This window comes from Actinomycetospora sp. NBC_00405, from assembly GCF_036044095.1.
Classification (GTDB): Bacteria; Actinomycetota; Actinomycetes; order Mycobacteriales; family Pseudonocardiaceae; genus Actinomycetospora; species Actinomycetospora callitridis.
In genome coordinates this window covers 806,172-830,841 of sequence record NZ_CP107938.1, presented here as the reverse complement: position 1 = coordinate 830,841, position 24,670 = coordinate 806,172, and the positions used below count along the sequence as shown (strand labels likewise).

Annotated in this window: 22 protein-coding genes and 4 pseudogenes; 13 read left to right on the top strand and 13 right to left on the bottom strand. The window is 71.4% G+C overall.

Annotated features, from left to right (window positions below):
* Positions 1 to 56: 56 nt before the first annotated feature.
* Positions 57 to 716, bottom strand: a complete 660-nt coding sequence (locus OG774_RS04060) for a GNAT family N-acetyltransferase (protein ID WP_328306910.1) — start codon at positions 714 to 716, stop codon at positions 57 to 59.
* A 212-nt stretch (positions 717 to 928) separates the two neighbouring features.
* Here OG774_RS04060 and OG774_RS04055 point away from each other — a divergent pair, with 212 nt between their 5' ends.
* Both OG774_RS04055 and OG774_RS04050 read left to right on the top strand, forming a co-directional pair.
* Positions 929 to 3,856 (top strand): AfsR/SARP family transcriptional regulator, encoded by a 2,928-nt coding sequence (locus tag OG774_RS04055; protein ID WP_328306908.1) that lies wholly within the window; start codon positions 929 to 931, stop codon positions 3,854 to 3,856.
* Between the two features lie 194 nt (positions 3,857 to 4,050).
* Positions 4,051 to 4,662 carry a GNAT family N-acetyltransferase gene (locus OG774_RS04050; protein WP_328306906.1) on the top strand — a complete coding sequence of 204 codons (612 nt, stop codon included), beginning with the start codon at positions 4,051 to 4,053 and terminating at the stop codon, positions 4,660 to 4,662.
* A gap of 974 nt (positions 4,663 to 5,636) precedes the next feature.
* Here the strand turns inward: OG774_RS04050 and OG774_RS04045 are convergent.
* From OG774_RS04045 to OG774_RS04025, 6 genes and pseudogenes are all read right to left on the bottom strand, one after another.
* Positions 5,637 to 5,855, bottom strand: a complete 219-nt coding sequence (locus OG774_RS04045; protein ID WP_328306904.1) for a dodecin — start codon at positions 5,853 to 5,855, stop codon at positions 5,637 to 5,639.
* A gap of 50 nt (positions 5,856 to 5,905) precedes the next feature.
* Positions 5,906 to 5,962, bottom strand: a pseudogene (locus OG774_RS29795) (putative leader peptide); the annotation flags it as partial.
* Between the two features lie 51 nt (positions 5,963 to 6,013).
* Entirely contained in the window at positions 6,014 to 6,271 is a 258-nt protein-coding gene (locus tag OG774_RS04040; protein ID WP_328306902.1) for a hypothetical protein, read from the bottom strand.
* A gap of 270 nt (positions 6,272 to 6,541) precedes the next feature.
* On the bottom strand, positions 6,542 to 7,543 hold the full coding sequence (locus OG774_RS04035; protein WP_328306900.1) for a cytochrome d ubiquinol oxidase subunit II: 1,002 nt from the start codon (positions 7,541 to 7,543) through the stop codon (positions 6,542 to 6,544).
* On the bottom strand, positions 7,540 to 8,979 hold the full coding sequence (locus tag OG774_RS04030; RefSeq protein WP_328306898.1) for a cytochrome ubiquinol oxidase subunit I: 1,440 nt from the start codon (positions 8,977 to 8,979) through the stop codon (positions 7,540 to 7,542). Before OG774_RS04030 ends, OG774_RS04035 begins: the two co-directional genes overlap by 4 nt.
* A 160-nt stretch (positions 8,980 to 9,139) precedes the next feature.
* Positions 9,140 to 9,541, bottom strand: a complete 402-nt coding sequence (locus OG774_RS04025) for a DUF5313 family protein (protein ID WP_328306896.1) — start codon at positions 9,539 to 9,541, stop codon at positions 9,140 to 9,142.
* 171 nt (positions 9,542 to 9,712) lie between these two features.
* On the opposite strand from OG774_RS04025, the gene OG774_RS04020 reads away from it, so the two are divergent.
* On the top strand, positions 9,713 to 10,270 hold the full coding sequence (locus tag OG774_RS04020) for a MarR family winged helix-turn-helix transcriptional regulator (protein WP_442873939.1): 558 nt from the start codon (positions 9,713 to 9,715) through the stop codon (positions 10,268 to 10,270).
* A gap of 132 nt (positions 10,271 to 10,402) precedes the next feature.
* Here OG774_RS04020 and OG774_RS04015 read toward each other — a convergent pair whose 3' ends face one another.
* From OG774_RS04015 to OG774_RS04000, 4 genes and pseudogenes are all read right to left on the bottom strand, one after another.
* The gene (locus OG774_RS04015; protein ID WP_328306894.1) at positions 10,403 to 10,591 is read right to left on the bottom strand and encodes a hypothetical protein; all 189 of its coding nucleotides are present in this window, start codon (positions 10,589 to 10,591) and stop codon (positions 10,403 to 10,405) included.
* Between the two features lie 126 nt (positions 10,592 to 10,717).
* On the bottom strand, positions 10,718 to 11,038 hold the full coding sequence (locus OG774_RS04010) for an aldehyde dehydrogenase family protein (protein WP_328306892.1): 321 nt from the start codon (positions 11,036 to 11,038) through the stop codon (positions 10,718 to 10,720).
* A 52-nt stretch (positions 11,039 to 11,090) separates the two neighbouring features.
* A pseudogene (locus OG774_RS04005) lies at positions 11,091 to 11,144 on the bottom strand (hypothetical protein); the annotation flags it as partial.
* A 239-nt stretch (positions 11,145 to 11,383) separates the two neighbouring features.
* Complete coding sequence (locus OG774_RS04000) at positions 11,384 to 11,926, bottom strand: cupin domain-containing protein (protein WP_328306888.1); 543 nt, start codon at positions 11,924 to 11,926, stop codon at positions 11,384 to 11,386.
* A gap of 177 nt (positions 11,927 to 12,103) precedes the next feature.
* Between OG774_RS04000 and OG774_RS03995 the strand changes: the two genes are divergently transcribed.
* The 10 genes and pseudogenes from OG774_RS03995 (at position 12,104) to OG774_RS03955 (ending at position 23,520) form a co-directional block, all read left to right on the top strand.
* Positions 12,104 to 12,754 carry a hypothetical protein gene (locus tag OG774_RS03995; protein ID WP_328306886.1) on the top strand — a complete coding sequence of 217 codons (651 nt, stop codon included), beginning with the start codon at positions 12,104 to 12,106 and terminating at the stop codon, positions 12,752 to 12,754.
* Complete coding sequence (locus OG774_RS29790; protein ID WP_442873938.1) at positions 12,726 to 12,860, top strand: helix-turn-helix domain-containing protein; 135 nt, start codon at positions 12,726 to 12,728, stop codon at positions 12,858 to 12,860. The genes OG774_RS03995 and OG774_RS29790 overlap by 29 nt, the downstream gene beginning before the upstream one ends.
* A 151-nt stretch (positions 12,861 to 13,011) precedes the next feature.
* Positions 13,012 to 14,415, top strand: a complete 1,404-nt coding sequence (gene benA, locus OG774_RS03990) for a benzoate 1,2-dioxygenase large subunit (RefSeq protein WP_328306884.1) — start codon at positions 13,012 to 13,014, stop codon at positions 14,413 to 14,415.
* Between the two features lie 2 nt (positions 14,416 to 14,417).
* Positions 14,418 to 14,957, top strand: a pseudogene (gene benB, locus OG774_RS03985) (benzoate 1,2-dioxygenase small subunit); the annotation flags it as partial.
* Between the two features lie 16 nt (positions 14,958 to 14,973).
* Positions 14,974 to 17,787 (top strand): benzoate 1,2-dioxygenase electron transfer component BenC, encoded by a 2,814-nt coding sequence (benC, locus tag OG774_RS03980; protein WP_328306880.1) that lies wholly within the window; start codon positions 14,974 to 14,976, stop codon positions 17,785 to 17,787.
* Between the two features lie 14 nt (positions 17,788 to 17,801).
* Positions 17,802 to 20,534 carry a helix-turn-helix transcriptional regulator gene (locus OG774_RS03975; protein ID WP_328306878.1) on the top strand — a complete coding sequence of 911 codons (2,733 nt, stop codon included), beginning with the start codon at positions 17,802 to 17,804 and terminating at the stop codon, positions 20,532 to 20,534.
* Positions 20,535 to 20,568: 34 nt separating this feature from the next.
* Positions 20,569 to 21,441: a dioxygenase family protein gene (locus tag OG774_RS03970; protein WP_328306876.1), complete on the top strand. Its 873-nt coding sequence runs from the start codon at positions 20,569 to 20,571 to the stop codon at positions 21,439 to 21,441.
* A 37-nt stretch (positions 21,442 to 21,478) separates the two neighbouring features.
* Positions 21,479 to 22,195 carry a maleylpyruvate isomerase family mycothiol-dependent enzyme gene (locus OG774_RS03965; RefSeq protein WP_328306874.1) on the top strand — a complete coding sequence of 239 codons (717 nt, stop codon included), beginning with the start codon at positions 21,479 to 21,481 and terminating at the stop codon, positions 22,193 to 22,195.
* A gap of 44 nt (positions 22,196 to 22,239) precedes the next feature.
* A complete protein-coding gene (locus OG774_RS03960; protein ID WP_328306872.1) occupies positions 22,240 to 22,788 on the top strand; it encodes a carboxymuconolactone decarboxylase family protein in 549 nt (182 codons plus the stop codon).
* A 255-nt stretch (positions 22,789 to 23,043) separates the two neighbouring features.
* Positions 23,044 to 23,520: an SDR family oxidoreductase gene (locus tag OG774_RS03955; protein ID WP_328306870.1), complete on the top strand. Its 477-nt coding sequence runs from the start codon at positions 23,044 to 23,046 to the stop codon at positions 23,518 to 23,520.
* A 34-nt stretch (positions 23,521 to 23,554) separates the two neighbouring features.
* On the opposite strand, the pseudogene OG774_RS03950 reads toward OG774_RS03955, so the two are convergent.
* Both OG774_RS03950 and OG774_RS03945 read right to left on the bottom strand, forming a co-directional pair.
* Positions 23,555 to 23,758, bottom strand: a pseudogene (locus OG774_RS03950) (MarR family winged helix-turn-helix transcriptional regulator); the annotation flags it as partial.
* A 68-nt stretch (positions 23,759 to 23,826) separates the two neighbouring features.
* A complete protein-coding gene (locus OG774_RS03945; protein ID WP_328306868.1) occupies positions 23,827 to 24,654 on the bottom strand; it encodes a class I SAM-dependent methyltransferase in 828 nt (275 codons plus the stop codon).
* Between the last annotated feature and the right edge of the window lie 16 nt (positions 24,655 to 24,670).

Genomic DNA, 24,670 nt, shown 5'->3' with positions numbered 1-24,670 from the left:
GCCGAAACGCCCGTCCGGGGTGAACTCGACGTCCGTCGCGTAGGGACTCGCGGGCGTCACTTGACGACGGTCGCGCCGGGGTATCGCTCCCCTGCTGTTCCGCTCTCGGTCGGCTCTCGCCACATCGGCCACAACGGCGGGCTATCCGCGACGGAGAAGGGCGCTCGTGCCCGGAAGCCGTGCCGCTCGTAGAACGCCCGGTTGCGGGCAGTGGTGGCCTCGAGATAAGCGGGGCGTCCCTCCCGGTCGGCGCGGGCGAGCACCGGCGCCATCAACGTCGATCCGAGGCCACGACCCTGCGAAGCAGGGACGACACCGAGGAACCACAGGTACTCGTGCGGCTCAGATGGGTGCTCCTCGTCCATTGCGTCGACAAGCCCGAGCGTGCGGTCCGCGTGCGGTCCGCAGATCTCGACGAGCTCGTCGACGAAGCGCTCGCCGCGTTCGTCCGACATCGGTGGCCGCCCGTAAGGAACCCAAAGGGCGGCGCCGGTGACGCCGGCTCCGGTGGTCCACGTCTCGTCGTGGACGGCGAGGGCGTCGACGACGACGTCGAAGAACGCCCGGACGGCGGAGCCGCGGCGGGTCTCGTCGGGCAGCATCCAGGAGAAGACGGGGTCGTCATCGAACGCTTCGGCGAGCGCGGAGCTCACGGCTGGAGCGTCGGACGGCGTGCCTTTGCGGACGTGGTTGCGGGGTGGTGCGACGGAGGTCATGGCTCTCTCCTCGGGTGCGGTGCCGGCGAGGGCGCCGGTGGATCGAGACTCGGCGCCGGCGCTGCCAATCCGCTCTCAGCCCGCTGTCGGTGCCGGAGCCCGGGCACTGCACGGGGCGGCCGGGGTCGGACCACGGGGATGCGGGTGGATCTGGTCGCCCTCGTACGGATTCGTCCCTACGATGAACCCAGCCGTGAGGTGGGGATTCCAGCGTGACCGTCGAGTTCGGCGTGCTCGGGCCCGTCGAGGTCCGGCACCGTGGGAGCGTGGTCCCCCTCGGCGGCACCCGACCACGCTCCGTGCTCGCGTTGTTGCTCTGCGCGGAGGGCAACCGGGTCAGCAATGACCGGTTCGTCGATGCGTTGTGGGGGGATGACGCCCCGGCCCGGGCGCGCAGCCGACTCCACACGAATGTCTCCCGCCTCCGTGCCTCCCTCGGCGTCCTCGGCACCCGGCTGCTCCGCGAGCCGGGTGGATACCGGCTCGTCGTCGAGCCCGGCGAGCTCGACCTCCACCGGGCGGAGCAGCTCCTGCGGCGGGCCCGAGTGGCGCGCCGTTCCGCGCCGCTCGAGACGATCCGGCTGTTGCGCGACGCGCTGGCGTGCTGGCGCGGGCCCGGTCTCGCCGACCTCGTCGACCTGCCCGGCCTCGAGGCCAGCGGGCTGGCCGCCGACCGTGTCCGATTCGACGCGTTGCAGCACACGGTGCGCGCGGAGCTCCTCGACGCCGAGCTGGCGGCGGGACACCATCACGAGGTCCTGCCCGACGCCGAGCGCGCCGCGCGGGCCGAGCCGCTCCGCGAGAGACCGCACCTGCAGCTGGCCACCGCGCTCTTCCGGTCCGGCCGCAGCGTGGAGGCCCTGACTGTTCTGCGCTCCTACCGTGCCCGCCTCGCCGACGAGGCCGGCCTCGACCCGAGTACGGAGCTCGCGGGCGTGGAACGGGCGGTCCTCGAGCAGCAGGAGTCCGTCACGCCGTCGGCGGCGGTGCCAGCGGTGCCGGTGACACGGGCGTCCAGAGGACCGGTGGCCGACGCCCTGCCGCCGGCGCCGAAGGTCGCCCGCGAGCTGCTGCGCGGACCGGGAACGACCCTCTACGGCCGCGAGACCGAGCTCGGCGAGGTGGCGCGCCTGCTCGAGGTGTCCACCGTCGTGACGCTGACCGGAATGGGCGGCGTGGGCAAGACGAGAACGGCGTGCGCTGCCGCCGCCCGCGAGGGGGATCGCGACGTCGCGCTGTGCGAGCTCGACGCGGTCACCGAGCCCGAGGTGGTCCCCTCCGCGGTCGCCGACGCCCTGGGCTTCCCCTCTCTGGACGCCGCATCCCAGGCGCTGGGAACCGCGCAGAGGCTGCTCGTCCTCGACAACTGCGAGCACCTGCTCGAGGAAGCGGCCCGCACCGTGCGCGCGCTGCGCGCACAGTGCCCCGGTGTGAGAGTGCTCGCCACCAGCCGGGAACCGCTCGGCCTGCCCGAGGAGCACGTCCTCGCCCTCGACGTCCTCGCCCTGCCCGCGGGCGAGGACCTCGAGGCGGTTCGGCGCAGCCCGGCCGTCCAGCTCCTCTGCGCCCGCGCCGAGGCGTGCGGAGCCCGGATCGACCTCGATGCCGACGCGGCAGCGATCGACGCCCTGTGCCGCCGTTTGGACGGGCTCCCACTGGCGCTCGAGCTCGCCGCCGTCCGGCTCCGGAGCCTCACCCCTCACGAAGTGCTCGACCACCTCGAACGACGGCTGCGCCTGTTGCAGCGGACCGGGCCCGCCGGCCCCGAGCGGCACCGCAGCCTCGACGCGGCGATCGGGTGGTCGTGCGAGTTGCTCCCGGAATCCACGCAGCACTTCTTCCACCGGCTCGGCGTGTTCTCGGGCCGCTTCACCGCCGAGCACGCCCACACCGTCGCCGGTACCGCCGACGACCTGCTCGACACCCTGGAACAGCTCGACCGGCTGGTCGCTGCGTCCGTGCTCACGGTCCACCAGCAGGAAGGACGGAGCTGGTACTCCCTGCTCGCGACCCTGCGCCGCTACACGCGGGACCGGCTCGACGAGCGGGGCGACCGGCAAGCCGCCCGGGACCGCTGGGTCGACTCGATCCTGGCCACCGCCGAGGACGCCCGCCGACGTATGGTCCGCGCCTGGCCCCCGGACCTGTTCATCACGCTCCAGAACCTCCACGCCGACGTCGGCGACGCGCTGCGTTGGTGCGTCGCGCACGACGAAGCGGCCGAGCGCGCGATGCCGCTCTACATCCCCATGTGCAGCCTCCTCAAGAGGCGCAGCGCGCTGCCGGTCGCCGAGCTCGGCGACCTCGTGCTGCGGCGCTGGCCCGACGCCGACCGACGGCTGCGCTGCGAGGCGGCCGCCGCGGCGGCCGTCGCGCACGTCCTGCGGGGCTCGGTAGAGCGCGGGGCGGCGCTGGCCCACGAGGCGATGGCCGGGCCTTCCGAGCTGGCCGCGGTGAACGCGCGGCGCGCCCTGTTCTTCCGGGCGCGGATGTCCGGTCGTGACGCGGAGGCGCTGCGCTGGGCCGAGGAGGGCATCGACGTCGCGCTGCGGCACGACATGGCCCCGTGGCACAACGAGCTGCTGACGTTCCGCGCCATCGCCCTCGCCGCAACGGGGCGGACCGGCGAGGCGATCGAGCAGGTCGAGGTCGCCCACCACGCGGCGCCCGCGACCGGAAGCCCCGCCCTCGTCGCCTGGGCGGCCTCGGTGCGTGGATGCCTCCTCGCGGCGGACGACCCGCGGCAGGCGCGGGACGCCTGCGCCCGTGCGGCACAGGCCTGCGACGAACTCGACTACCCCATCGGGACGGGGGTCAGCCGCCGCACGCTCGGGGCGCTGGCCCTGCGAGACGGCGACTTCACCGAGGCCCGTGACCACCTACGCCGGGCCCTCGACGCGTATACCGGCCTCGGATACGCCTCCGAGGTCGCCCTCAGCCTGCGATGGCTCGCCCGGCTCGCCCACGCCAGCGACCGACCGCGTCCCGCGGACCTCCTCTTCCAGGCCGGCGGCTCCGCCCGCGGCGACGTGGTCGAGGACGTCCTGCAGCCCACGCAGACCCGGCACCGGCCGGCTGCCGGGCCCGCCGGCCCGCCGCCTCCGCTGTCCGAAGCCCTCGCGGTGGCACGGGCGCTCTGAGCGCTGACCCGGGCGGCAGGCCCGGGCCTCCCGCTCACCCTTCAGAGCGTCCTGCCGCCCTCGTCCCCGCCTCTTTCAGCGCGACGTGTGAGCAAGCCCGGATCGACAGGCGGAAGCAAGAAAAATGGCAGCCGCGCGGCCGAGTCTCGTCGTGCAGGGCCGGACCGAACCGGCCCCGTCGAGAGAGGTGCACGATGACCGCAGCAACTCCCATCCCCGCACAGGTCCGCCCGGTCTCCGCCGAGACCAGCGGTCTCGCTGACGTGCTCGCCCGCGCGTTCCAGGAGGACCCGGTGTTCACCTGGTGGATTCCCGACGCCGACCGTCGGCGCGTCACCCTTCCCCCGTTCTTCGAGCTGTTCGTCGAGACATTCGTGGTCCACGGCCTGGTCTACGCCGACGCGGACACCACCGGCACCGTGGTGTGGGGTCCGCCGTCGAACCCGATGGGCATCGAGGACGAGGAGGCGTTCGGCGCACGCGTGGAGGAGATCGTCGCCGGGATCGATCTCCCTCGCGTCTTCGAGATCATGGCGGCCCTCGCCGAGCAGCACCCGTCCGCCCCGCACTTCTACCTGCAGTGGGCCGCGGTACTGCCCGAGCAGCAGGGGCGAGGAATCGGATCAGCACTGCTGGAGCCGGTGCTGCAGCGCTGCGACCGCGACGGCGTGCCCGCGTACACGGAGGCCACCAGTCTCCAGAACCGCCGGCTCTACGAGCGCCACGGCTTCACGTTCATCAACGAGATCGGACCCGCAGGTGGCCCTCCGCTGTACCGGATGTGGCGCGAGCCAGCCTCGGCGTGAGTCCGGACCGGGCGATACCTCGTTCATCGAACGACGAGACCGACACCCCGTCCGAGCGGACCCGACGCCATTTCTCGAACCACACCGCTGCATACGGTTCTGACGCGGGCCGGCGTCGGGAGCCTGATCCGCGAGCGGGGCGGCGACGTCGCCGGAGAGGGGGCCGGCGACGTCGTCCCGTGTCCCTCGATGCAGCCTGCCTTCGTGCACGCGTGCGCGTGCAGATGTGTTTCTGAGCCATGCACGGCGAGACCGTGGGCACGGTTCCGCGAAGGTTGACGTAGTTCCAGCAAGTCCTCCACTGAACCCGGTGCGCTGTAGTTCGCTGTCGGCGACGAGGTCTATGCACGTCCGCGCGACCTGCGCATCGGCACCTTCGCCGAGCGGATCGCGATCGACGAGCACGACCTCGCCCACGAGCCCACATCGCCCACCATGCAAGAAGCAGCAACACCGACTTCACCGACGTGCTCAGCGGTTTCGACATCGTGCTCGATTCGCGCGGCGGCACCAACCTGGACAAGTCGCTGACCGTCCACGCACCCGGTGGAAGGGGACATGGCTGCTCCTGATGAGTAGGAGCATCGATGATCTACATCTGCATTTGGCCGCGTCAATCAGTTGTAGAATGTGGATCAGACCGATCCGGTCTCGCTTCTGTGGTTCGCCGGGGCTGACCCTGGACGACGCCGTCGAGGTGGTGGAGGCCCCGCGCCGCCCTCGAGTCCCACCGCTGGCACGACTTCCGACGGCTCTACACCCTCGGCGCCACCCGTCGCGGCACCTCTACGAGACCACCGCGGTTCCCCGAGATGCGCGACCAGGCCCGGGCGCTGGCGCGCCTGCGCGTCCGCGCGGAGCCGACCCGGTCGCGGTCTCGGTAGAGCTGCTCTGTCGGTCGCTCGGTGTCGGCCGACGAGGACCGCCGCAGGCGCCCGCCCCGCCGCGACGCGGCGGGCACCCCGGCCGGTCGATCAGGCCTTGGTGTCGGTCAGCGGGAAGCCGACCTCCAGCGTCACCTGGAAGTACCCGACCTCGCCGTCCTCGACGTGGCCGCGGATCTCGGAGACCTCGAACCACTCGATCTCCGAGATGGTGCTCGACGCGCGGGCGACGGCGCCCTTGATCGCGTCGTCAATGCTGACCGTCGACGATCCGGCGATCTCGCTCTTGCTGTACACGGTGTCGGCCATGGCCGTCCTCTCGGTGTGCTCTCGGGTCGCAGCAGGGCGATCGCTCGAGGACAGATCGCGCTGGCGACCCGCTGGAGGTCGACGTGGCGACGACGCGAAAGGTGGTCGTTGCATGGTCGTCCGGGACGGCCACGCGACCGTCGAGCGGACCGTCGGCGTCACCCCACGCTCCCGACGGGCGCCGCGTCGCGGGGCTCCCGCTCGCGGAGACGGGCCGAGCGGGGCCGGGCGTCCAGCGCCCGGCGGGCGAGCGCGTCGAGCAGGTAGCCCAGCACGCCGATCACGAGGATCACCGCGATGACCTGGTCGTAGGCGAGCTGGTCGCGGGCGTTGAGGCCGGGATCCAGGGCGCGCACCCCGCCCGCGGTGTTGACCACCATCGGCCACATCGCCGCGGCGGCGACGAGGAAGAACACCGGCCGCGGCTGCCGACGCCTCCGAGGAGACCCGCCGCGGCCCGCTCGCCCTGTTCACCCGCGGCCGGATCGCCGCGACGCTGCTGCTCGGGCTGATGAGCGCGTGCGGGCTGCTGCTGACCTACGGGCTTAACACCTGGCTGCGGACGCCGCGACCTGCGCGCACTGGCTGGGCTCGGGCCCGAGGCCACCGACTTGGTGCCGGGTCACGACACCTGGACGGAACGCTCATGATTGAGTCCCGGTGCCGGTGTGTCCCGGTCGCGGCCGCTAGTGGTGGCTCCACGCCTCGGTCTGGGTCAGTCGCAGCAGGTATGCCAGGGCCGGGACGACGAGGACCCCGGCCAGCGCCACGGCCACGAGCAGCGCCCGGAGCGTGGCGGGCGCGCCCGCGGCGTCGACGATGGTGACCTCGTCGACCAGCAGCCAGGGGTACTGGGCGAGGCCCCACCCGCTGACCACCGCGGCGACGGCGGCGGCGGCGGTGAAGCGAGCGGGGCCGGGGCGGCGCCAAGCGAGCAGCGCGAGGGTCGCGGTGCCGGAGAGCGCCGACGCGATGATCAGAGGTGCCGCGCGCCCCGTCAGCCCTTCGCCCAGCGTCGGTGCGTCCCGGGTGATCGGGACGATCGCGACCAGCACCAGCACCCCGGTGACCGACCCGACGACCAGGGTCCGGACGCGCAGTTGCTCTGCCAGGTCGCTCCGGCCCGTACGGGTCGCGTCGGCGGTGAGGAAGGTGCCGGCGAGGAAGGCGCACGTGGTGACGGCGATCGCGCCGCTGAGTAGGGAGGTGGGGGTCAGCCATGAGGTCCACAGGTCGCCGCGGCCGCTCGCGGGGATCCTCCCGGACGCGACGGCGCCGGCGGCGGCGCCCAGGAAGAACGGCGCCAGCACCGAAGAGCCGGCGAAGACCGCACCGAAGAGTCGCGCCTGCCCGAGCGTGGCGGAGTACTTCCGGAACGCGAATCCGGCCCCGCGCAGGACGATGCCGAGCAGGGCCAGCAGGAGCGGGATGATCAGCGTCGACACGGTCACCGCGAACGTGGTCGGGAACGCCGTCCACCACATCACGAGGATGTAGATCAGCCAGACGTGGTTGGCCTCCCAGACCGGGCCGATGCTGTGGTCGACCAGAGTGCGCAGTGCGGCGCCACGGCTGCTCGAACCAGCCGTGAGGTCGTAGAAGCCGGACCCGAAGTCCGCCCCTGCCAGCAGTGCGTACGCCAGCACGCCGACGAACAGTGCGGCGGCCACCGTGGTCGCCAGCATCATGACTGCCGCCCAGCTGTGCCCGGACCGCGGCGCCCACCGGCGCCGACATGCTCGGCGCCATCGTGCAGTCGGGCCTGCGGACCGTAGGGGCTGGGGAGCTCGAGCTGACCGGCGCGCCATCGCCGGGACATGGACCGCAGCACCGTCACCGCCCCGGCTGTCATGGCGGCATAGAGCGCCACCGTGGCCGCGAGCAGCCACCAGAGGCCCGAGTTGCTGCCCGCGGCGTCCGAGGTGCGCAGCACCCCGTACACCACCCAAGGCTGCCGGCCGACCTCAGTGGCCACCCATCCGGCCTCCAGCGCCAGCACCGCGAGCGGACCAGCCGCGATCGCGAACCGGAGGAACCACCGGTTGTCCAGCAAATCGTGACGACGCCAGCGCGCAACCCAGAACAGGACCGCGGCCAGGGCCAGCAGCGTGCCGATGCCCACCATGGTTTGGAACGCCCAGTGGGTGAGGTTGACCGGCGGCTGGTCCTGCACCGGGATGGTGTCCAGCCCGCGCACCGGTGCGGTGAAGGAGTTCTGCGCGATGAGCGACCCCAGCACCGGGATGTCGATCGCGCCCCGGACCTCACCGTCCACGAGAACCCCGCCGATCCGCAGCGGCGACGGACTCTCGGTGGTGACCGCCAGCTCGAACGCCGCCAGCTTCGCGGGCTGGCGGTCGCCGAGGTTGCCGCCGAGGAGGTGACCGATCACCGGCTGGACGAGGGCCGCCGCGCTGGCGAACGTGAACGGCACGAGGAACCCGAGCCGGTGGTGCGCGTCCCGTCGACCGCGCAGCATGCCGGCCGCATAGACGCCCGCGACGAGGAGCCCGACCATCAGGTAGGCGGCCACCCACATGTGCGCGAACTGCAGCCACACCAGGTCGTTGAACATGGCGGCCCACGGGTCCACGTCGGTCACCCGGCCGTCGACGATCCGAAATCCGGCAGGCGCGTTCATCCACGCGTTCACCGAGAGCACGCAGAAGGTGCCCACGACCCCGGCGATCATCATCGGGACCAGCATCAGCAGATGACGCCGCGGGGGCATACGGCCCCACCCGTACAGGTAGATCCCGAGGAAGATCGCCTCGATGAAGAACGACAGCCCCTCGAACGCGAACGGCAGCCCGAGCACGTCGCCGAACCGGCCCATCAGCCCCGGCCACAGCAGGCCCATCTCGAAGCTGAGGACTGTGCCGGACACCGCTCCGACCGCGAACAGCACGGCGGCCACCTTCGACCAGCGCTGCGCCAGGCCGAGCGCCACCGGGTCGTCACGGACGATGCCTCGCCGGTGCAGGACGAAGATCATGGCGGGGAAGGCGACCCCGAACGAGGCCAGAACGATGTGCCAGCCGAGCGACAGCGCCATCTGCTGCCGGGCCGGCAACAGCCCGGCAGGATCCTCGGTGCTGAGCGCAGCCAGCAGCAGATTGCACACTGTCACCCTCTCGCGATCGTTGGCTCCGCCATATGCGGGCGCCGTCGACGACCTGGCCTGGAGCCTCGCCACGAGACCGAGTTGTGGACCTACCTCGAGCGCGCCGCCTTCAGCCTCACGCCGCCACCCGGCCAGTCGTGATGGGGCCGCGGCCCAAGGCTCAGGAGGCGGGTGGCGTGCGGTAACGGGCCGCGTAGCGCTCGGCGGCGGCCGCGTCCTTGTCCGACGTGCGCTCGGCCCGCGTCGCGGGGCCGGTGCCCAGCGGATACCCGGCCTTGACCAGCCGGTGCTCTGCGGTCTCGTGCATGTAGCTGATCGAGAAGATCAGCCCCATGATCGCGCCGCCGAGCGTGCACATCACGCGGAGCCAGAGGGGCCCAGGGACGAAGACGATGATGGCGATGACGAAGGGGGCGACCTGGACGACGCAGCGCACGACGTGCCGCAGCCACCAGGTGCGCGACGTCGTGTCGTGCAGCACCCACGGCGAGTAGCGCGCGGGCAACCGACCGCCGTAGGCGTACCAGAGCCACTGCGCCGGGTTCGGTCGCTGGACGGACACTGCAGCCTCCACAGTTGGTGCACTAACAATCAGCACACCAAGAGTGTGCCCCACGCGCTAAGGTTGTGTCGATGACGCGCCCGCCACACGGGTTGCCCGATCGTCCCGGGCCCCGACACGGCAGGCCCAGCGGCACGCGGCGGAGCCCAGCGGAGACCAGGGAGGTAGCACGTGGACGACCACGCTGACGGTGCCTTCACCGAGCAGCGCGAGAGCCCGCCCGCCGATCAGTTCGACGGTGTCGACCCGCTCGCGCTGGAGAACCAGGTCTGCTTCGCGCTCGCCGTCGCCGCCCGCACCGTGATCTCGGTGTACAAGCCCCTGCTCGAGCCGATGAACCTCACCCACCCGCAGTACCTGGTGATGCTCGCGCTGTGGCAGCACGCGCCGCGAACCGTGACCGAGCTCAGCCGGCTGCTCGACCTGGACCCGGGCACCTTGTCGCCGCTGCTGAAGCGGCTCGAGACCGCCGGCTACCTGACGCGCGAGCGGCAGCCCGGCAACGAGCGGGCCCTGGCTGTCGGTCTCACACCGGCCGGGGTGGCGTTGCGGCAGCAGGCCGAGCGCATTCCCCCCGCAATCGTCGAACGCCTCGACATGGACCTCCCCGAGCTCCGCGATCTCCACAGCGCCCTCACCGAGATCATCGCGGCCGCGCGGCGCGCTCAAGCGGAGCAGGTGGCACCGCACACCCAGGAGCGCGATCTCCCGCCCGCTCGGCCGGCGTAACGCGTCGCACCGGCGGGTCACCAGCAAGTGCCTCGGGCAAGCGGGCCCTGCTCGCCGCGCGCTCGCTCGTGAAGAGCAGGGCCATCAGGGCCGTGTTGGTCACGGCCCCGACGGTCCGCAATGTCCCGAGGCTCAGGCGAAGGAGATGACACCCCGCAGGTTGCGGCCGTTGCGCATGTCGTCGTAGCCCGCGTTGACGTCGTCGAGCACGTAGGTGTTCGTTCGCAGCTCCTCCAGCTTGAGCTTGCCGCTGCGGTGCAGCTCGAGCATGCGCGGGATGTCGGCCCGCGGGTTGGACGAGCCGAAGCGGTGTTCACGCACACCTGGGCCATGCGGCCGTCGGTCAGGTCGGGGATCAGAGCGTTGGCTTCCTCGTTGGACTCCACGGCGTGGGTCGCGCCGAGCTCGAGCGCCTTCCTCGCTTGAACGCGACCGGGTCGACCGCGATCACGTACTCGGCGTCAGCGGCTGCCGCACCCTGGACGGCGTTGATGCCGATGCCCCCGACCCCGACCACCGCCATGGTGTCGCCCTGCTTGGCCTCGCCGGGTCGCTGGACATCGGGCCGATCTGCGTGCCGGGATCGAGCGAGTCGCCGATCGCCGTGGACTCGGCGAAGGCGGTGAACACGTCGACGACCTTGTCGTAACGGCTGCGGGGTGCGAGCACGCGCGTACCCAGGAAGCAGGTCTGGCCATTGTTGGCCAGAGTCGCTACGGGCAGGTCGTTGCCGATCGCGGCGAGGTCGAGCGAGGCGTCGTCCAGCACAATTGGTCGCGGACTTGCCGCCCAGCTCCAGCGTGACCGGGCGCAGCAGCCGGCCACAGGTCTCGGCGATCTGGCGCCCGGCCGCGGTCGAACCGGTGAAGGCCACCTACCGAACAGGCCATCGCGGGACGGTGCTGGACGAGCACCTGCTCGCCGAGGCAGCGATCGAGGCCGGCCTGCCCGCCGGGGTGCTCGTCGACGGCGGCGTCGATGTCGGCCTCCTGGACCTCGGGAACCGCGCCGATCCGCTCACGGTGTTCGGCGATGTCACCTCGATCGTCGCCGAGCTGGACGGGGAGACCCACTCCCCGCCGATGTAGAGCTTGTCGTAGGTGACGTCGCTGCTCACCAGCACTCCTCGAGCCGTTGGACTGATGGCGCAGGAGTGTGGTCCGGCTCGCGGCCCTGTATCTGCGCCAGAACGGCACAGCAGCGGTGGGCCTGTGAGACGGAGCGGGTCCGACCGGGCCGGCCCGCTCCGCGGGCTGACATCGTGGGTGCGTCGGGATCGGTCTCGTCGCCGACGAAGTGGATGTCGAACCCCTTGTTGGTGACGAACAGGAAGGTGCAGTCGGCGTCGTCGGTGGCGCCGTGCTCCATCACCCCGCCCTCGGGGAACCAGACGAAGCTGCCGGCGGGGTAATTCCCGCGGTGGGTCTTGAGCGTCCCGTCGAGGACGTAGAAACCGTGACCGCAGGAGTGGGTGTGCCAGGGGTTGGTGAAGCCCGCCCGGTACACCATCTTGACGATCATGACGCCGGTCTCCTCGTCGTTGAGGAGCGGCACGTGCTCAAGGTTGGTCTTGAGGTGGGCGATGGGGAGCAGCTGCCACGACTCCGCGTTCGTGTCGACCACGGTCACCTCGACCGGCTTGCTCGGAGTACTCACATCGGCACCTCTCTTGCTCCGCTGGGGCTAACCGGCCGCATGACTCGGCCGGGAACGGCTCACTATGGGTAGTCACAACGTTCCGACACAAGACTCCTGAGGACTTTCGTTCTACGGAAAGCTGTCGCACACTACGACTGGTGTAGTACTTCAGTGATCGACGATGATCGGGACGCCATGGCACTTCGACCTGAGATCGTCAGTTCATGGCGACGGACGGCCTCGGCCGGCCTGGACCCCGGCGCGACCGTGGACCCCGAGGACGTCGCCTACTACGACCACGGCAGCCGCTTGCGTCGGGCCGCGGCCCCGGTCCTCGACGCCGTGGCCGAGCACCTCGCCGGTACGCGTTACGGCGTGGTGCTCGCCGACCCCGACTCGTGCATCGTCGACGCCCGTTTCGGACAGTCCGAGTTCGAGGCTCGGCTGGCCGCACTGGGCGCTGTCCCGGGGAAGACGTTCACCGAAGCGACCACCGGGACGAACTCGATCCCGACCGCCGGAGAGACGCAGCGGGGTGTGGCCGTGCACGGCGAGGAGCACTACCTCGAGGTCTTCAAGCGCTTCGCCTGCTTCGGCGCGCCGATCCGCGACCCCATCACCCGCCGCCACGCCGGCGTCCCGGACATCACCTGCTTCGCCGAGGACGGCGCGCCCCTGCTGCGCCCGTTTCTGTCGTCCACCAGGTCGCCGAACACCGCTCGGCGGGTGACGTCTCGATCGCCGATCTGCCTCCCGGCTACCGCGAGCAGCGCGGGACAGGCGTCCAGCGCGCGTTGCGACAAGCGGAGCGGGACAGATGGTCCGCGCTCTCACGGAGTGCTGTGACAACAAGGTGCACGCGGCCGAGCGGCTGGGGATCAGCCGCAACACGCTCTATCGACGCGTCCGCGAGTTGCGCATCGACGTGGACGCCATACGCGGTCGCACATAGCCGAACGTCGTAGTCGGCCGCGTTCGCCGGGGCGACTGCTAGGTGAGGACTAGGTACATGCCTGGTGTGTCCGGGCCTACGGCAAGGGACCGTCGAGGACACGAACTTCCCGGTCCGGAGCGCCCGGACTCTCACCACCTGGGAGCGTGCGATGACGCAGAGCCTTGACCGAGTCGGCCCGAGCATCGAGAAGGTCCTGTCCGACGCCGTCGTCGACGACCGCGAAGCCGGGGTGATCAAGGCCAACCGCCGGATCTTCACCGACGAAGAGATCTTCGAACTCGAGATGAAGCACATCTTCGAGGGCAACTGGGTCTACCTCGCGCACGAGAGCCAGGTCGCCGAGCCGGGCGACTACTTCACCACCTACATCGGCCGCCAGTCCATCATGATCACTCGGGACAAGGACGGCGGGCTGCACTGCCTGATCAATGCCTGCGCGCACCGCGGGGCGATGCTGTGCCGCAAGAAGCGGGACAACCGCAAGACGCTGACCTGCCCGTTCCACGGCTGGACCTACCGCAACGACGGCACGCTGCTCAAGGTCAAGGACCCCGAAGGCGCCGGCTACCCCGAGAACTTCGACACCAACGGCTCGCACAACCTGGTCAAGGTGCCGATGTTCGAGAGCTACCGGGGTTTCCTGTTCGGCAGCCTCAACCCCGACGTCGTGTCGCTGTCCGAGCACCTCGGTGACACGACCGAGATCATCGACATGCTCGTCGACCAGTCGCCCGACGGGCTCGAGGTGCTGCGCGGCTCCTCGACCTACACGTTCGACGGCAACTGGAAGGTGCAGGCCGAGAACGGCGCCGACGGGTATCACGTCACCGCGCTGCACTGGAACTACGCCGCCACCACGTCGCGCCGCAGCAGCGGTCAGTCGAAGAACGAGACGAAGGCACTCGACGCCGGCGGCTGGGGCAAGAGCGGTGGCGGCTACTGGTCGTACCCGAACGGCCACCTCTGCCTGTGGACCTGGAAGGCCAACCCTCAGGACCAGCCCCTCTACAGCGAGATCGACAAGCTCAAGGAGCAGTTCGGCGACGCCACCGGCGACTTCATGGTCCGCGGCTCCCGCAACCTGTGCCTCTACCCGAACGTGTACCTGATGGACCAGTTCTCGACGCAGATCCGACACTTCCGCCCGATCGCGCCGAACCAGACCGAGGTCACCATCTACTGCATCGCCCCGAAGGGCGAGAGCGACGAGGCGCGCGCGAACCGCATCCGCCAGTACGAGGACTTCTTCAACGCCTCGGGCATGGCCACGCCCGACGACCTCGAGGAGTTCCGGGCCTGCCAGCTGACCTTCCAGGCCACTACCGCGCCATGGAACGACATGAGCCGCGGGTTCCAGCACTGGATCGACGGCCCGGACGAGGTCGCGCAGTCGCTCGGGATGGACGGGGTCGTCTCCTCCGGCGCGAAGAACGAGGATGAGGGCCTCTACCCCGTCCAGCACGGCTACTGGCTCGAGGTCATGCGCGCCGCGCTCGCCGAGGAGAAGGCCACCGACGACGAGCTCGCCGGCACGTACGGGACGGGAGCCTGATCATGACGACGACCGAGAACACCACCGCCCAGGGCTCCACCGGTGCCGGCGGGACCGCGTTGATCACGCAGAACATCATCGAGCAGTTCCTCTACCGCGAGGCGCGTTACCTCGACGACCGCGAATTCGAGAAGTGGCTCGAGTGCTACGCCGACGACGTCGTGTACTGGATGCCGTGCTGGGACGACTACGACACCCTCACGCAGGACCCCCAGCGCGAGATCTCGCTGATCTACTACTCCAACAAGGGCGGGCTCGAGGACCGGGTCTTCCGCATCCGCACCGAGCGCTCGAGCGCCACCTCGATCCCCGAGCCGCGGACCAGCCACAACATCGCCAACGTCGAGGTCATCGAGCGACGCGGCGACCTGGTCGACATCCGGTTCAACTGGCACACCATGTACTTCCGGTACAAGACGGTCGACCCGTACTACGGCACGTCGTTCTACACGATCGACTTCTCCGGGCCGTCGCCGCTGATCCGCCGCAAGACCGTGGTGCTCAAGAACGACTACATCCACCACGTCGTCGACATCTACCACTTCTGCGGGGGCGGCGATGAGTGCACCGACGCACGACGTCGCGCTGGCCTTCGAGGACGGCGTCACCCGCTTCGTGAAGTGCCGCGAGGACCAGACCGTGATGGACGCGGCCTACCGATCGAAGATCAACATACCGGTCGACTGCAGCGACGGGGCCTGCGGGACCTGCAAGTCCTACCTCGAGTCCGGCCAGGTCGAGATGGACGACTACGTCGAGGACGCGCTCGCCCCCGACGAGGAGGCTGCCGGCTACGTCCTGACGTGCAGCATGAACCCGAAGTCCGATCTCGTCGTCCAGATCCCGACGACCTCGGCGGTGGCGAAGACGAGCGCGGGCGAGTTCCGGGCCACGGTCGCGGCGGTCGAGAGGCTGTCCGAGACGACGATGTCGCTGACCCTGGACTGCGAGAACCGCGAGAAGCTCGTGTTCCTGCCGGGGCAGTACGTGAACATCGCCGTGCCCGGCACCGACCAGACCCGCTCGTACTCGTTCTCCAGCGCTCCTGATGGTGAGCAGCTCACTTTCCTGGTCAAGCTATCGCCCGGCGGGGTGATGTCCGATTGGCTGGAGAACACGGCCGCGGTGGGCGACTCGGTGCAGTTCACCGGTCCCCACGGCAGCTTCTTCCTGCGCGAGTCCGAGGCACCGATCCTGCTGCTCGCCGGCGGCACGGGTCTCGCGCCGATCCTTTCGATCCTGCGCCGTCTCGAGGCCACCGGCAGCTCCCGGCCGGCGCACCTGATCTACGGCGCGACCACCGACGACGACGTGGTCGAGCTGGAGTCGATCCGGGCGCTCGAGGCGGCCCTCGACGGCCTGACCTGGACCTACACCGTCGCGGCCGAGGGCACGGCGGCCCCGAACCAGGGCTACGTGACCGCGCTGGTCGAGGAGGGGCACTTCCACGACGGCGATGCCAGCGTCTACCTGTGCGGGCCGCCGCCGATGGTCGACGCGGTGCGCTCCTCGTTCTTCGAGCAGGGCTTCGCCCCAGCCGGCTTCTACTACGAGAAGTTCGCCCTCGCGGCTGCCCCGAAGGAGCAGGCGGGCGAGGGCGCGCAGCCCGAGGACGACGCCACGGTCCCGGAGGTCGCCGACGACGCCCAGGCCGCGGCGGAGAAGGACAGCATGGAGACCAGTGAGGAGACGGGCCAGGAACAGCCCGCCCGCCCGACCCTGGTCGGTATCGGTGGTCCGGGCCTGATCGTCCTGGACGGGGAGGGCCGGGCGATCAGCGGCCAGACCGTGCTGCCCGACCGCGAGCTGGCGCCCCTGGGCGCTGACGCCCGGGTGAGCGCCGGCGCGGGTGACCTCCCCGAACCGTCGGACACCGCCGACCTCGCCCGCCGCCTCAACGGCCAGGTGGTCCTCGCGGGTAGTGAGGGGGGCCCGTCCGCGTCCGCCCTCGATGGCGACGTCGACGCCCTCGTCGTCGCGGCGGACGCCCGCGGGATCGTCGGACGGGATGCCTTCCCCGACCCGGAGCTCGCGCCGCTCGTGGCACCTCCGAAGGAGGCGCCCGCCGGCATCGTCACCGACGACGGCTACGAGATCGGCCAGCAGCACCCCTCGATCCACGAGTCCGACGCGATCTTCGACGCGCGGCGGGCCCTCGAGCTGGGCGCCCTCGAACTCACCATCGGCCGCATCACCTCGCGCGAGATCGCCGGCTACCGGCTGCTCGCCGAGTCGACCGTGCCGTACGTCGACGTGGAGGCGGAGCGGTTCGTCGACGCCGCGGGCTACACCGAGGCGAACGCCGCGTTCCACGACTTCCTGTTCACGATGACGGGCAACTCCCACCTCCTGCACGCCTACCAGGACCTCGGGGTCAAGGGGCACATGGAGGAGTCGCTGCGGCACGCCACCTGGTGCCACCCCCGTTGCGCCCAGGACCACCTCGACATCGTCGACGCCTTCGAGGCCGGCGACCGCGACCGAGCCCGGGACCTGATCAGCGACCACGCCGAGCGGTCGAAGCAGACGACCCGCCGGGCGATGGAGGACCGGCGCACCGCACGACGTCCGCGCTTCGTCACCCCGGGCCGATTCGCCGACCAGGTGGTGGTGGTGACCGGGGCCGGCCAGGGCATCGGCGAAGCCACCGCGCGCCGGGTGCACGCGGAAGGCGGACTGCTGGTCCTCGCCGATCGGGCCGAGACCGTCAAGGAACTCGCCGACGAGCTGGCCGAGGACCGTAGCGCCGGCGTGGGCCAGGCCGTGCCGGTGGTCGCCGACCTCGAGACCTGGGACGGGGCCGAGTCGGTGGTCGCCGCGGCGATCTCGCAGTACGGCCGGATCGACGTCGCCATCCACACGGTCGGCGGCACGATCTGGGCCAAGCCTTTCGAGCACTACTCGCCCGATGAGATCCGTGCCGAGATCGACCGCTCCCTGTGGCCGACGTTGTGGTGCTGTCGTGCCGTCGCACCGCACATGATCGAGCGCGGCCAGGGGACGATCATCAACGTCTCGTCGGTGGCTACCCGCGGCATCCACCGCCTGCCCTACGCAGCGGCGAAGGGCGGGGTCAACGCCATCACCGCGGCGCTCGCCCTCGAGCTGGCGCCGCACGGCATCCGCGTCGCGGCCACCGCCCCGGGCGGCACGAACGCCCCCGAGCGGAAGACGCCGCGCGGGCCCGGACCGAAGGACGATCAGGAACGGGAGTGGTACCAGGGGATCGTCGACCAGACGGTCGAGTCGTCGCTGATGAAGCGCTACGGCACCCTCGACGAGCAGGCTGCAGCCCTCGCGTTCCTGGCCTCCGCGGAGGCGTCGTACATCACCGGCACGGTGCTGCCCGTGGCCGGCGGCGACCTCGGCTGACGGGATCACCAGACATGGCGATGGCGCTGCCACCTGAACCCGGCGAGGAGGACCGCTCACCCGTCGACACCCGCGCACTCGACGACGTGCCTCGCGGGCCGCACGAGCGCCAGGAGGTCCGCCGGGCCCTGCTCGACGTGGTCGAGCACGGACGCGGCGCCGTCCTCGTCACCGGGGAGTCCGGGAGCGGCAAGTCCCGGCTCCTCGGTGAGGCCACCGCGGCCGCGCCGGGCCGGGTCCTGGCGGCGTCGGGCGCGGAGTGGGAGTCGGGCTGCCCGCACGCGATCGTCGCCCAGCTGCTCGATCAGGACATCGCGTCGCTCGACGGCGAGGACCCGTTCGCCGTCGCTCGCCGACTCATCGACCGGACCGGCAAGGACACGGTCCTCATCGTCGTCGACGACGCCCACTGGGCCGATCAGGATTCGCTACGGGCCCTCTCGACCCTCATCCGCCACCACCGCCCGGTACCCGTGGTCGCGCTGCTCGCCGCGGACCCCGGCCGAGGCCCGTCCGCCACGACCGACCTGCTGCGGCGCATCGCTGACGCCGCCGTGCCCCTCGGACCGCTCTCGTCGCGCGATCTCGAAGAACTCTGCGCTGACCGGGGGCGCCCCTTGCCCCCGTGGCTGCTCGAACGGCTCCGTCGCCACACCAATGGGAACCCGCGCCTCGTCCTCGCCCTCCTGGACGAGCTCCCCGGCGAGATGTGGGACGTCCCGGACCTCCGGATTCCGGCCCCTCGCGAGGTCGCCGTCCGCGTCGAGGAGGCGTGCCGCGCCCTCTCGTCCGAGGCCCGGCGGCTCGTGGAGACCACCGCCTGCTTCGGCGAACCGGCGAGCCTCGACGAGATCGCGCGCACCGCCGGCCTCGACGACGTCCTCCACCCGCTCAGCGAGGCCGCGAGCCACGACCTCGTGAAGCGCTTCGGCGGACGGTCGCTCCCCGTCGTGGGCCCGAGCGATCCCATGATCCGCGCCGCGGTGCTCGACCTCTTCGGCCCGCACCAAGCGGCGGAGACGCGTCGGCGGGCCGCGGAGGTCGTCGCCGAACCCCACCGCCGCCTCGCACTGCTCGCTGCGGCGACCCCGGGGCCCGACGCCGGGCTCGCCGACCGCCTCGCCGAGATGGCCCAGGTCAAGACCGCGGACGGCGCCTGGTCCGACGCTGCCGACGCGCTCCTCGAGGCGAGCCGGCTCACCGATCAGCACGCCGACCGCGAGCTCCTCCTCATCCGGGCCGTCGACGCCATGATCGGCGCGGGCGCGGTGTTCGAGGCCGAGGCGATGATCCCGGCGATCGAGAACCTCCTCGACACCGCGATCCGCAACTCGGTCCTCGGCTATCTCGCCATCCTTCTCGGCCGCACCGGACAGGCCGAACGCGCCCTCGGGCGCGCCTGGGAGCTCTGCGACCCGGCCTCCGACGCGGACACCGCCGCCTGGATCTGCCAGCGACGCGTCCTGGACGCGCTGGTCCGCGGCGATGGGCCTTCCTTGATCGCCTGGGCGGACCGCGCCACGGACCTCGTGGGGCCGGATCACCCCGCGGCCGTCGAGGCCCTCGCCGTGCGTGGTCTGGGCACCGCCGCCGCGGGCCGGCCACGTGAGGGCCTGGTCGAGTACCGCACGATGGTCGGACGCGTGCGTGGTGGCGCACAGCTCCAACGCGTCACGATGGGCCAGGGGTGGCTCCACCTCGTCCTCGGTGAGCTCGACGAGGCCCGCGCCGAGCTCGAGAGCGCCATCCCCACGACCACCCTTGGCGGCTCCTCCCGGATCTCGCTGTGGGCCTCCGGCTGGCTCGCCCGCGTCCACTTCCTCGCCGGCGACTGGGACCTCGCCCTGCGCACCGTCGCGCAGGGCTTACGGCGGGCCGACCGGACCGGCATCGTCATCGTCACCCCGCTGCTCGCCTGGACCGCCGCCCAGGTCCACAGTCTGCGGGGCGACCAGGAGCGGGCCGAGCGTGTCCTGCGCGACGCCGACAGCGGCGCCGACGACTACGAGATCATGGCGGTCCCCCGCCGTCTCGCTCGCGCGTCGATGGCCGAGGTCCGCGCGGACTACGGCGCGGTCGTCCGCGCCCTGGCGCCCCTGGCCGCGGAGAAGCAGACCGCCGTCGCCCAGCCCGGCTGGTACCCCTGGCGCGACGTCTACGCCAACGCCCTCGTCATGGAGGGCCACCTCGACGAGGCCGACGAGTTCCTCACCCGCCATGGGGAATGCGCCCAGGACCAGCAGAACCACCCCGAGCTCGCGCGGCTGGCCTGGGCACGTGGCCGCCTCCACGCCGCCCGCGGCGACCTCGACGCCGCCCGCTCGGCCTTCGAGACCTCGATCGCATCCCTGGACGCGCAGCCGCTGCGGTGGGACCGCGCCCGCGCGCACTTCGCCTACGGGCAGTCGCTGCGGCGCCTGTCCCAGCGCCGTGAGGCCGACACCATCCTCTCCACGGCGCGCGAGCTCTTCCTCGCCCTCGGAGCGAGGAGCTACGTCGCCCGCTGCGACCGCGAGCTGCGCGCCGGCGGCGTGCACCAGAGCCGCCCGGACCGCGGAGCCGGGGACCTCACCGCGCAGGAGAGCGCCGTCGCCGAGCTCGTCGCTCGGGGCCTGTCCAACAAGGACGCCGCCACGGAGCTCCACGTCTCCCCCAAGACCGTTCAGTACCACCTCACGCGCATCTACACGAAGCTCGGCGTCCGATCCCGCACCGAGCTCGCCGGCCTCCACCGGGGCAAGCAATGACGCCGTCCACCACCACAGCCACAGCGAGGACACCATGACCAGCACCCAGGACCAGCCCGTCTCCGACGCCGTCACCGCCGGCTCCCACGCCACTGAGATCGCCCGCTCCGGCGCCTCGAACCTGCGTGGCCCCGCGGGCGGCGGCGTCGCCCCCCAGCGCGTGGCGACCGTCGTCGGCGCCGCGCTCGAGGGCATCCGCGCCGCCATCCGCGACCACAAGGTCACCTACGAGGAGTTCGACGCCTTCAAGCAGTGGCTGATCGCGGTCTCCGACACCGGCGAGTGGCCGCTGTTCCTCGACGTCTACCTCGAGTTCGAGGTCGAGAAGGTCGCCGCAGCGACCCGGCAGGGCTCGGTCGGCACCATCCTCGGCCCGTTCTGGCTCGACGGGCAGGCCCAGCTCGACTCGCCCGCCACGCTGCCGATGCGCGACGACGAGCCCGGCACCCCGATGATCCTCGCCGGGCAGGTCACCGCCACCGACGGCACGCCGCTGGCCGGCGCGACGGTCGACATCTGGCACACCGACTCCGACGGCTGGTACTCCGGCTTCGCCGCGAAGCCGCCGGCCGGCAACCTGCGCGGCGTCGTGGCCTGCGACGACCAGGGCCGCTTCGAGATCCACACCCGCAAGCCGGCGCCGTACACGATCCCCCTCGACGGGCCGACCGGGCAGATGACCCAGGCCGCCGGCTGGAGCCCGTGGCGCCCCGCCCACATCCACCTGCTCGTCACCGCGCCCGGGCACCGCACCCTGACCAGCCAGCTCTTCTTCACCGGCGACCCCTACCTCGGCAACGACGTCGCCTCCGCCGACAAGCCCGAGCTCACCCTCGACCCCCAGCCCACCGGCAACGGTGACGAGGTGCGTTCCGACCGCGACTTCGTGCTCGAGCCGGAGGCCTGACCGTGATTACCTCGGTCCTCGAGAGGGTGGCCTAATCGTGACCTTGACCAAGACCACGAGGAGCCTGACCAGCGATCTCAACGTGCTCCAGCGGGAGACAGGCATGGCGATGGCCACCATCGCCAGCCTCACCGACGACGAGATCGCGAAGCCCACCCACTGCGAGGGGTGGACACGGGGTCACCTGATCGCTCACCTCGCGCTCGACGCGGACGCCATGGCGAACCTCGTCACTTGGGCGGTCACGGGTCAGGAGGCACCGGCGTACGAGTCGCGGGAGCAGCGGGACGCCGACATCGAGGCGACCTCCCAGCTGTCCGCCACCGAGCTCGCCAAGGCCCTGGAGCAAGCCGATGCGCGCCTGCTGAACGCGCTCCGGACGCTCAAGGGCGGGGTCCGGACGAAGACGGTGCCGACCCTCTTCTCCGGCGAGGTCGACGTCTTCTCGCTCCCGGCCCGGCGGACCACGGAAGTGATCGTCCACCACAACGATCTCGGCACCACCTGGGAATGGCACGAGGCCGACCCTGACGCGACCGTGGACGCCATCGAGGTCTGCGTGCAACGGCTGCAGGCCCATCCCGACAGTCCCGGCCTGCACATCGTCGCCCGCGAGGGCGAGGAGTGGACCGTCGGCGACGGCTCGCACCGGATCGAGGGCTACTACGAGGCCCTGCTGCCGTTCCTTGTGCGCGGGCAGGTGGACGAGGGTCTGCGGTACGAGGGCGACTCGCCGAGCCTTCCCCCGTGGTGAGCGGCATGAGGCCACCAGCCGGTCCACCGCTTGGAGAGGACATCGTGCCCCGCTCTGGAACAGCCCTGCCTCTGCAGGAACCACACCCCGCTGCCGCGGAGAAGATCGCCCAGCTCGGTGCCCGACAGCTCAACCTCTACCGGGCCCTCGCCAACGCACCCCACATGCTCGACGCCTGGCTGCAGTTCGCCTGGTCGGTCCGCGACGACTGCACGACACCCCGTGTGCTGCGCGAGCTCATGATCCTGCGTACGGCGAACGTCATGCGCTCCGACTACGAATGGCACCAGCACAAGGACATGGCGCACCGGGCCGGGGCCTCCGGCGAGCAGATCGACGCGATCCCGGCGTGGCAAACGTCCACGTGCTTCTCGGAGCCCGAGCGGGCCGCGCTCATGCTGACCGACGCGATCTTGACCGGGTACGTCGACGACAACGTCCACCAGGAGCTCGCCCGGCACTTCTCCGACCAGGAGCGGGTCGAGCTGGTGGTCACCGCGGGCTTCTACGCGATGGTCCCGAGGGTCCTCGACGCCCTTCGCGTTCCGATCGAGGAGGACCCGCCCACCGCGCGGGCGGCTACCCGGGCCTGACCGCGGCTCGGCGTCGCCATCTCGCTCGTCGGCAGCCACCCGCACAACGGGTGACGCCGTGGCCCGGCCGGCACCGCATCGAGTTGCAGTGCGTCCAGATCGTCGCCTGGGAGCGCTCCTCGCGGTGTCGCTCACGGGCACCGCGGCCCTGAGCCACTGGGCTGCCGTGCACTGGCGCGCCCAGGACCCGGAGGCGGGACGGCGCATCGTCAACACCTCGTCCGCCGTCGGCCTCCCCCCGGGACCGGCAACCCGATGTACGTCGCAGCCAAGGCGAGGATCGCGGCCCTGACCGTGTCCTGGGCCCTCGAGCTCGCCGAGCTCGGCGTCCGGGTGAACGCCCTCGCTCCGGTAGCGCGGACGCGCATCAGCGAGTTCGTCGCAGGCCCCCTGATGAGCACGATCCCCGAGGGGTTTGACCGGATGTCCCCGGACCATGTGGCCACACTCGCCACCTACCTGGCGTCACCGGCCTGCCGCTTCACCGGACGGGTCGTCGGGGTCGTCGGGGTCGTCGGGGTCGTCGGCGACAGCCTGACCCTCTTCGAGGGCTGGACCATCGGCAGCATCGTCGGCAACGGCGAACAGGCCTGGGACGTCGACACGATCGAGAGGACCCTGGCCGACCTGCCACTGCAGCAGCGCGGCACGATGCAGGGCCTGGCGGGGGTCGACGACCTGACCACCCCGCCGGACGACGTCCTCGCCACGTTGGCCACGATCGAGGGCTGAGCCCGTCGGCATCGTGGTCGGGCGCCGAGTCCGCTCAGGCGCCGCGCCCTGTCGGGGTCAGCACTGCCCGGACGAAGCGCCGGTCGTCCGGGTCCGGCTCACGACGGACGAGGTCCCCGCCGACCAGTGCCGCCACCGTGTGGCTCATGCGGCTCTGCGAGTGGTCCATCGCCACGGCCAGCTCGGTGATGGGCGAGGATTTGTTCACCCGCGAGGACAGCCGCGCGAGGATGGCGTACTGGCTCTGAGTGCTCGCCGTCTCCCTGCTCTACAAGTGCCTTCTCGCGGCGGTCGTGTGGCTGCTCCTCACCGCTCGAACTCCCACACGAGGACACCCGGCAGCCCCACGTACGCGGCGCGGTTCGCGTCCGGGACGAGGTCGGCGGTCGGGGTGGCGGCGGCCTCGGCGGTCAGGCGCGGTTCTTCGCAGCTCCGGACGACGAGGCCGGCGTCCAGCGCCGCCGTCACGTAGTCCGACGGCACGTGGGCGTGGAGGCGCATGAACGCTCGCCCGTGGTCGGTCGGGAACTGCGCCTGCCAGCCCAGCGCCACCAGGAACGGGTGCACGTCGCTGATGACGATCCGGCCTCCGGGGCGCACGACGCGGGCGAGCTCGCCGATCGCGACACCAAGGTCGGCGACGTGCACCAGCGCGAGGGCGCAGACGGCCGCGTCGACCGAGGCGTCAGGCACAGGCAGGCGGGTCAGCGCGCCGTCGAGGAACCGGGCGTCGGGGAGCTTGGCGCGGGCGAGGTCGAGCATCGCGGGGGACTGGTCGACCCCAGTGACGGTGTGGCCGCGGGCCGCGAGGTGGGCCGCCCACCGGCCGGTCCCGCAGGCGGCGTCCAGCACCTTGCCGGTGGGCAACGCGTCGAGCAGGCGACGCATCGGCGGCTCCTCGAGCCCGAACAGCCGCAGGGGACGGTCGTAGGTGGCCGCCCACTGCGTGTAACCCGCGGCGAGGTCGAGCTCGACGCCCAGGCGTTCGGAGGCCGCCCCGTCGTCGAGCACGGCCCGGGTCTCGGCGAGACGCGCCGCGCGCGCCTCGGCCGCGTCGGCGTAGAGCGTCCGGAGCACGGCCAGGCCCTCGACGCCGACCACTAGCTCCTGGAACGTGGGCCCCGATTCGGTCACCGCGAGGAGGATACCT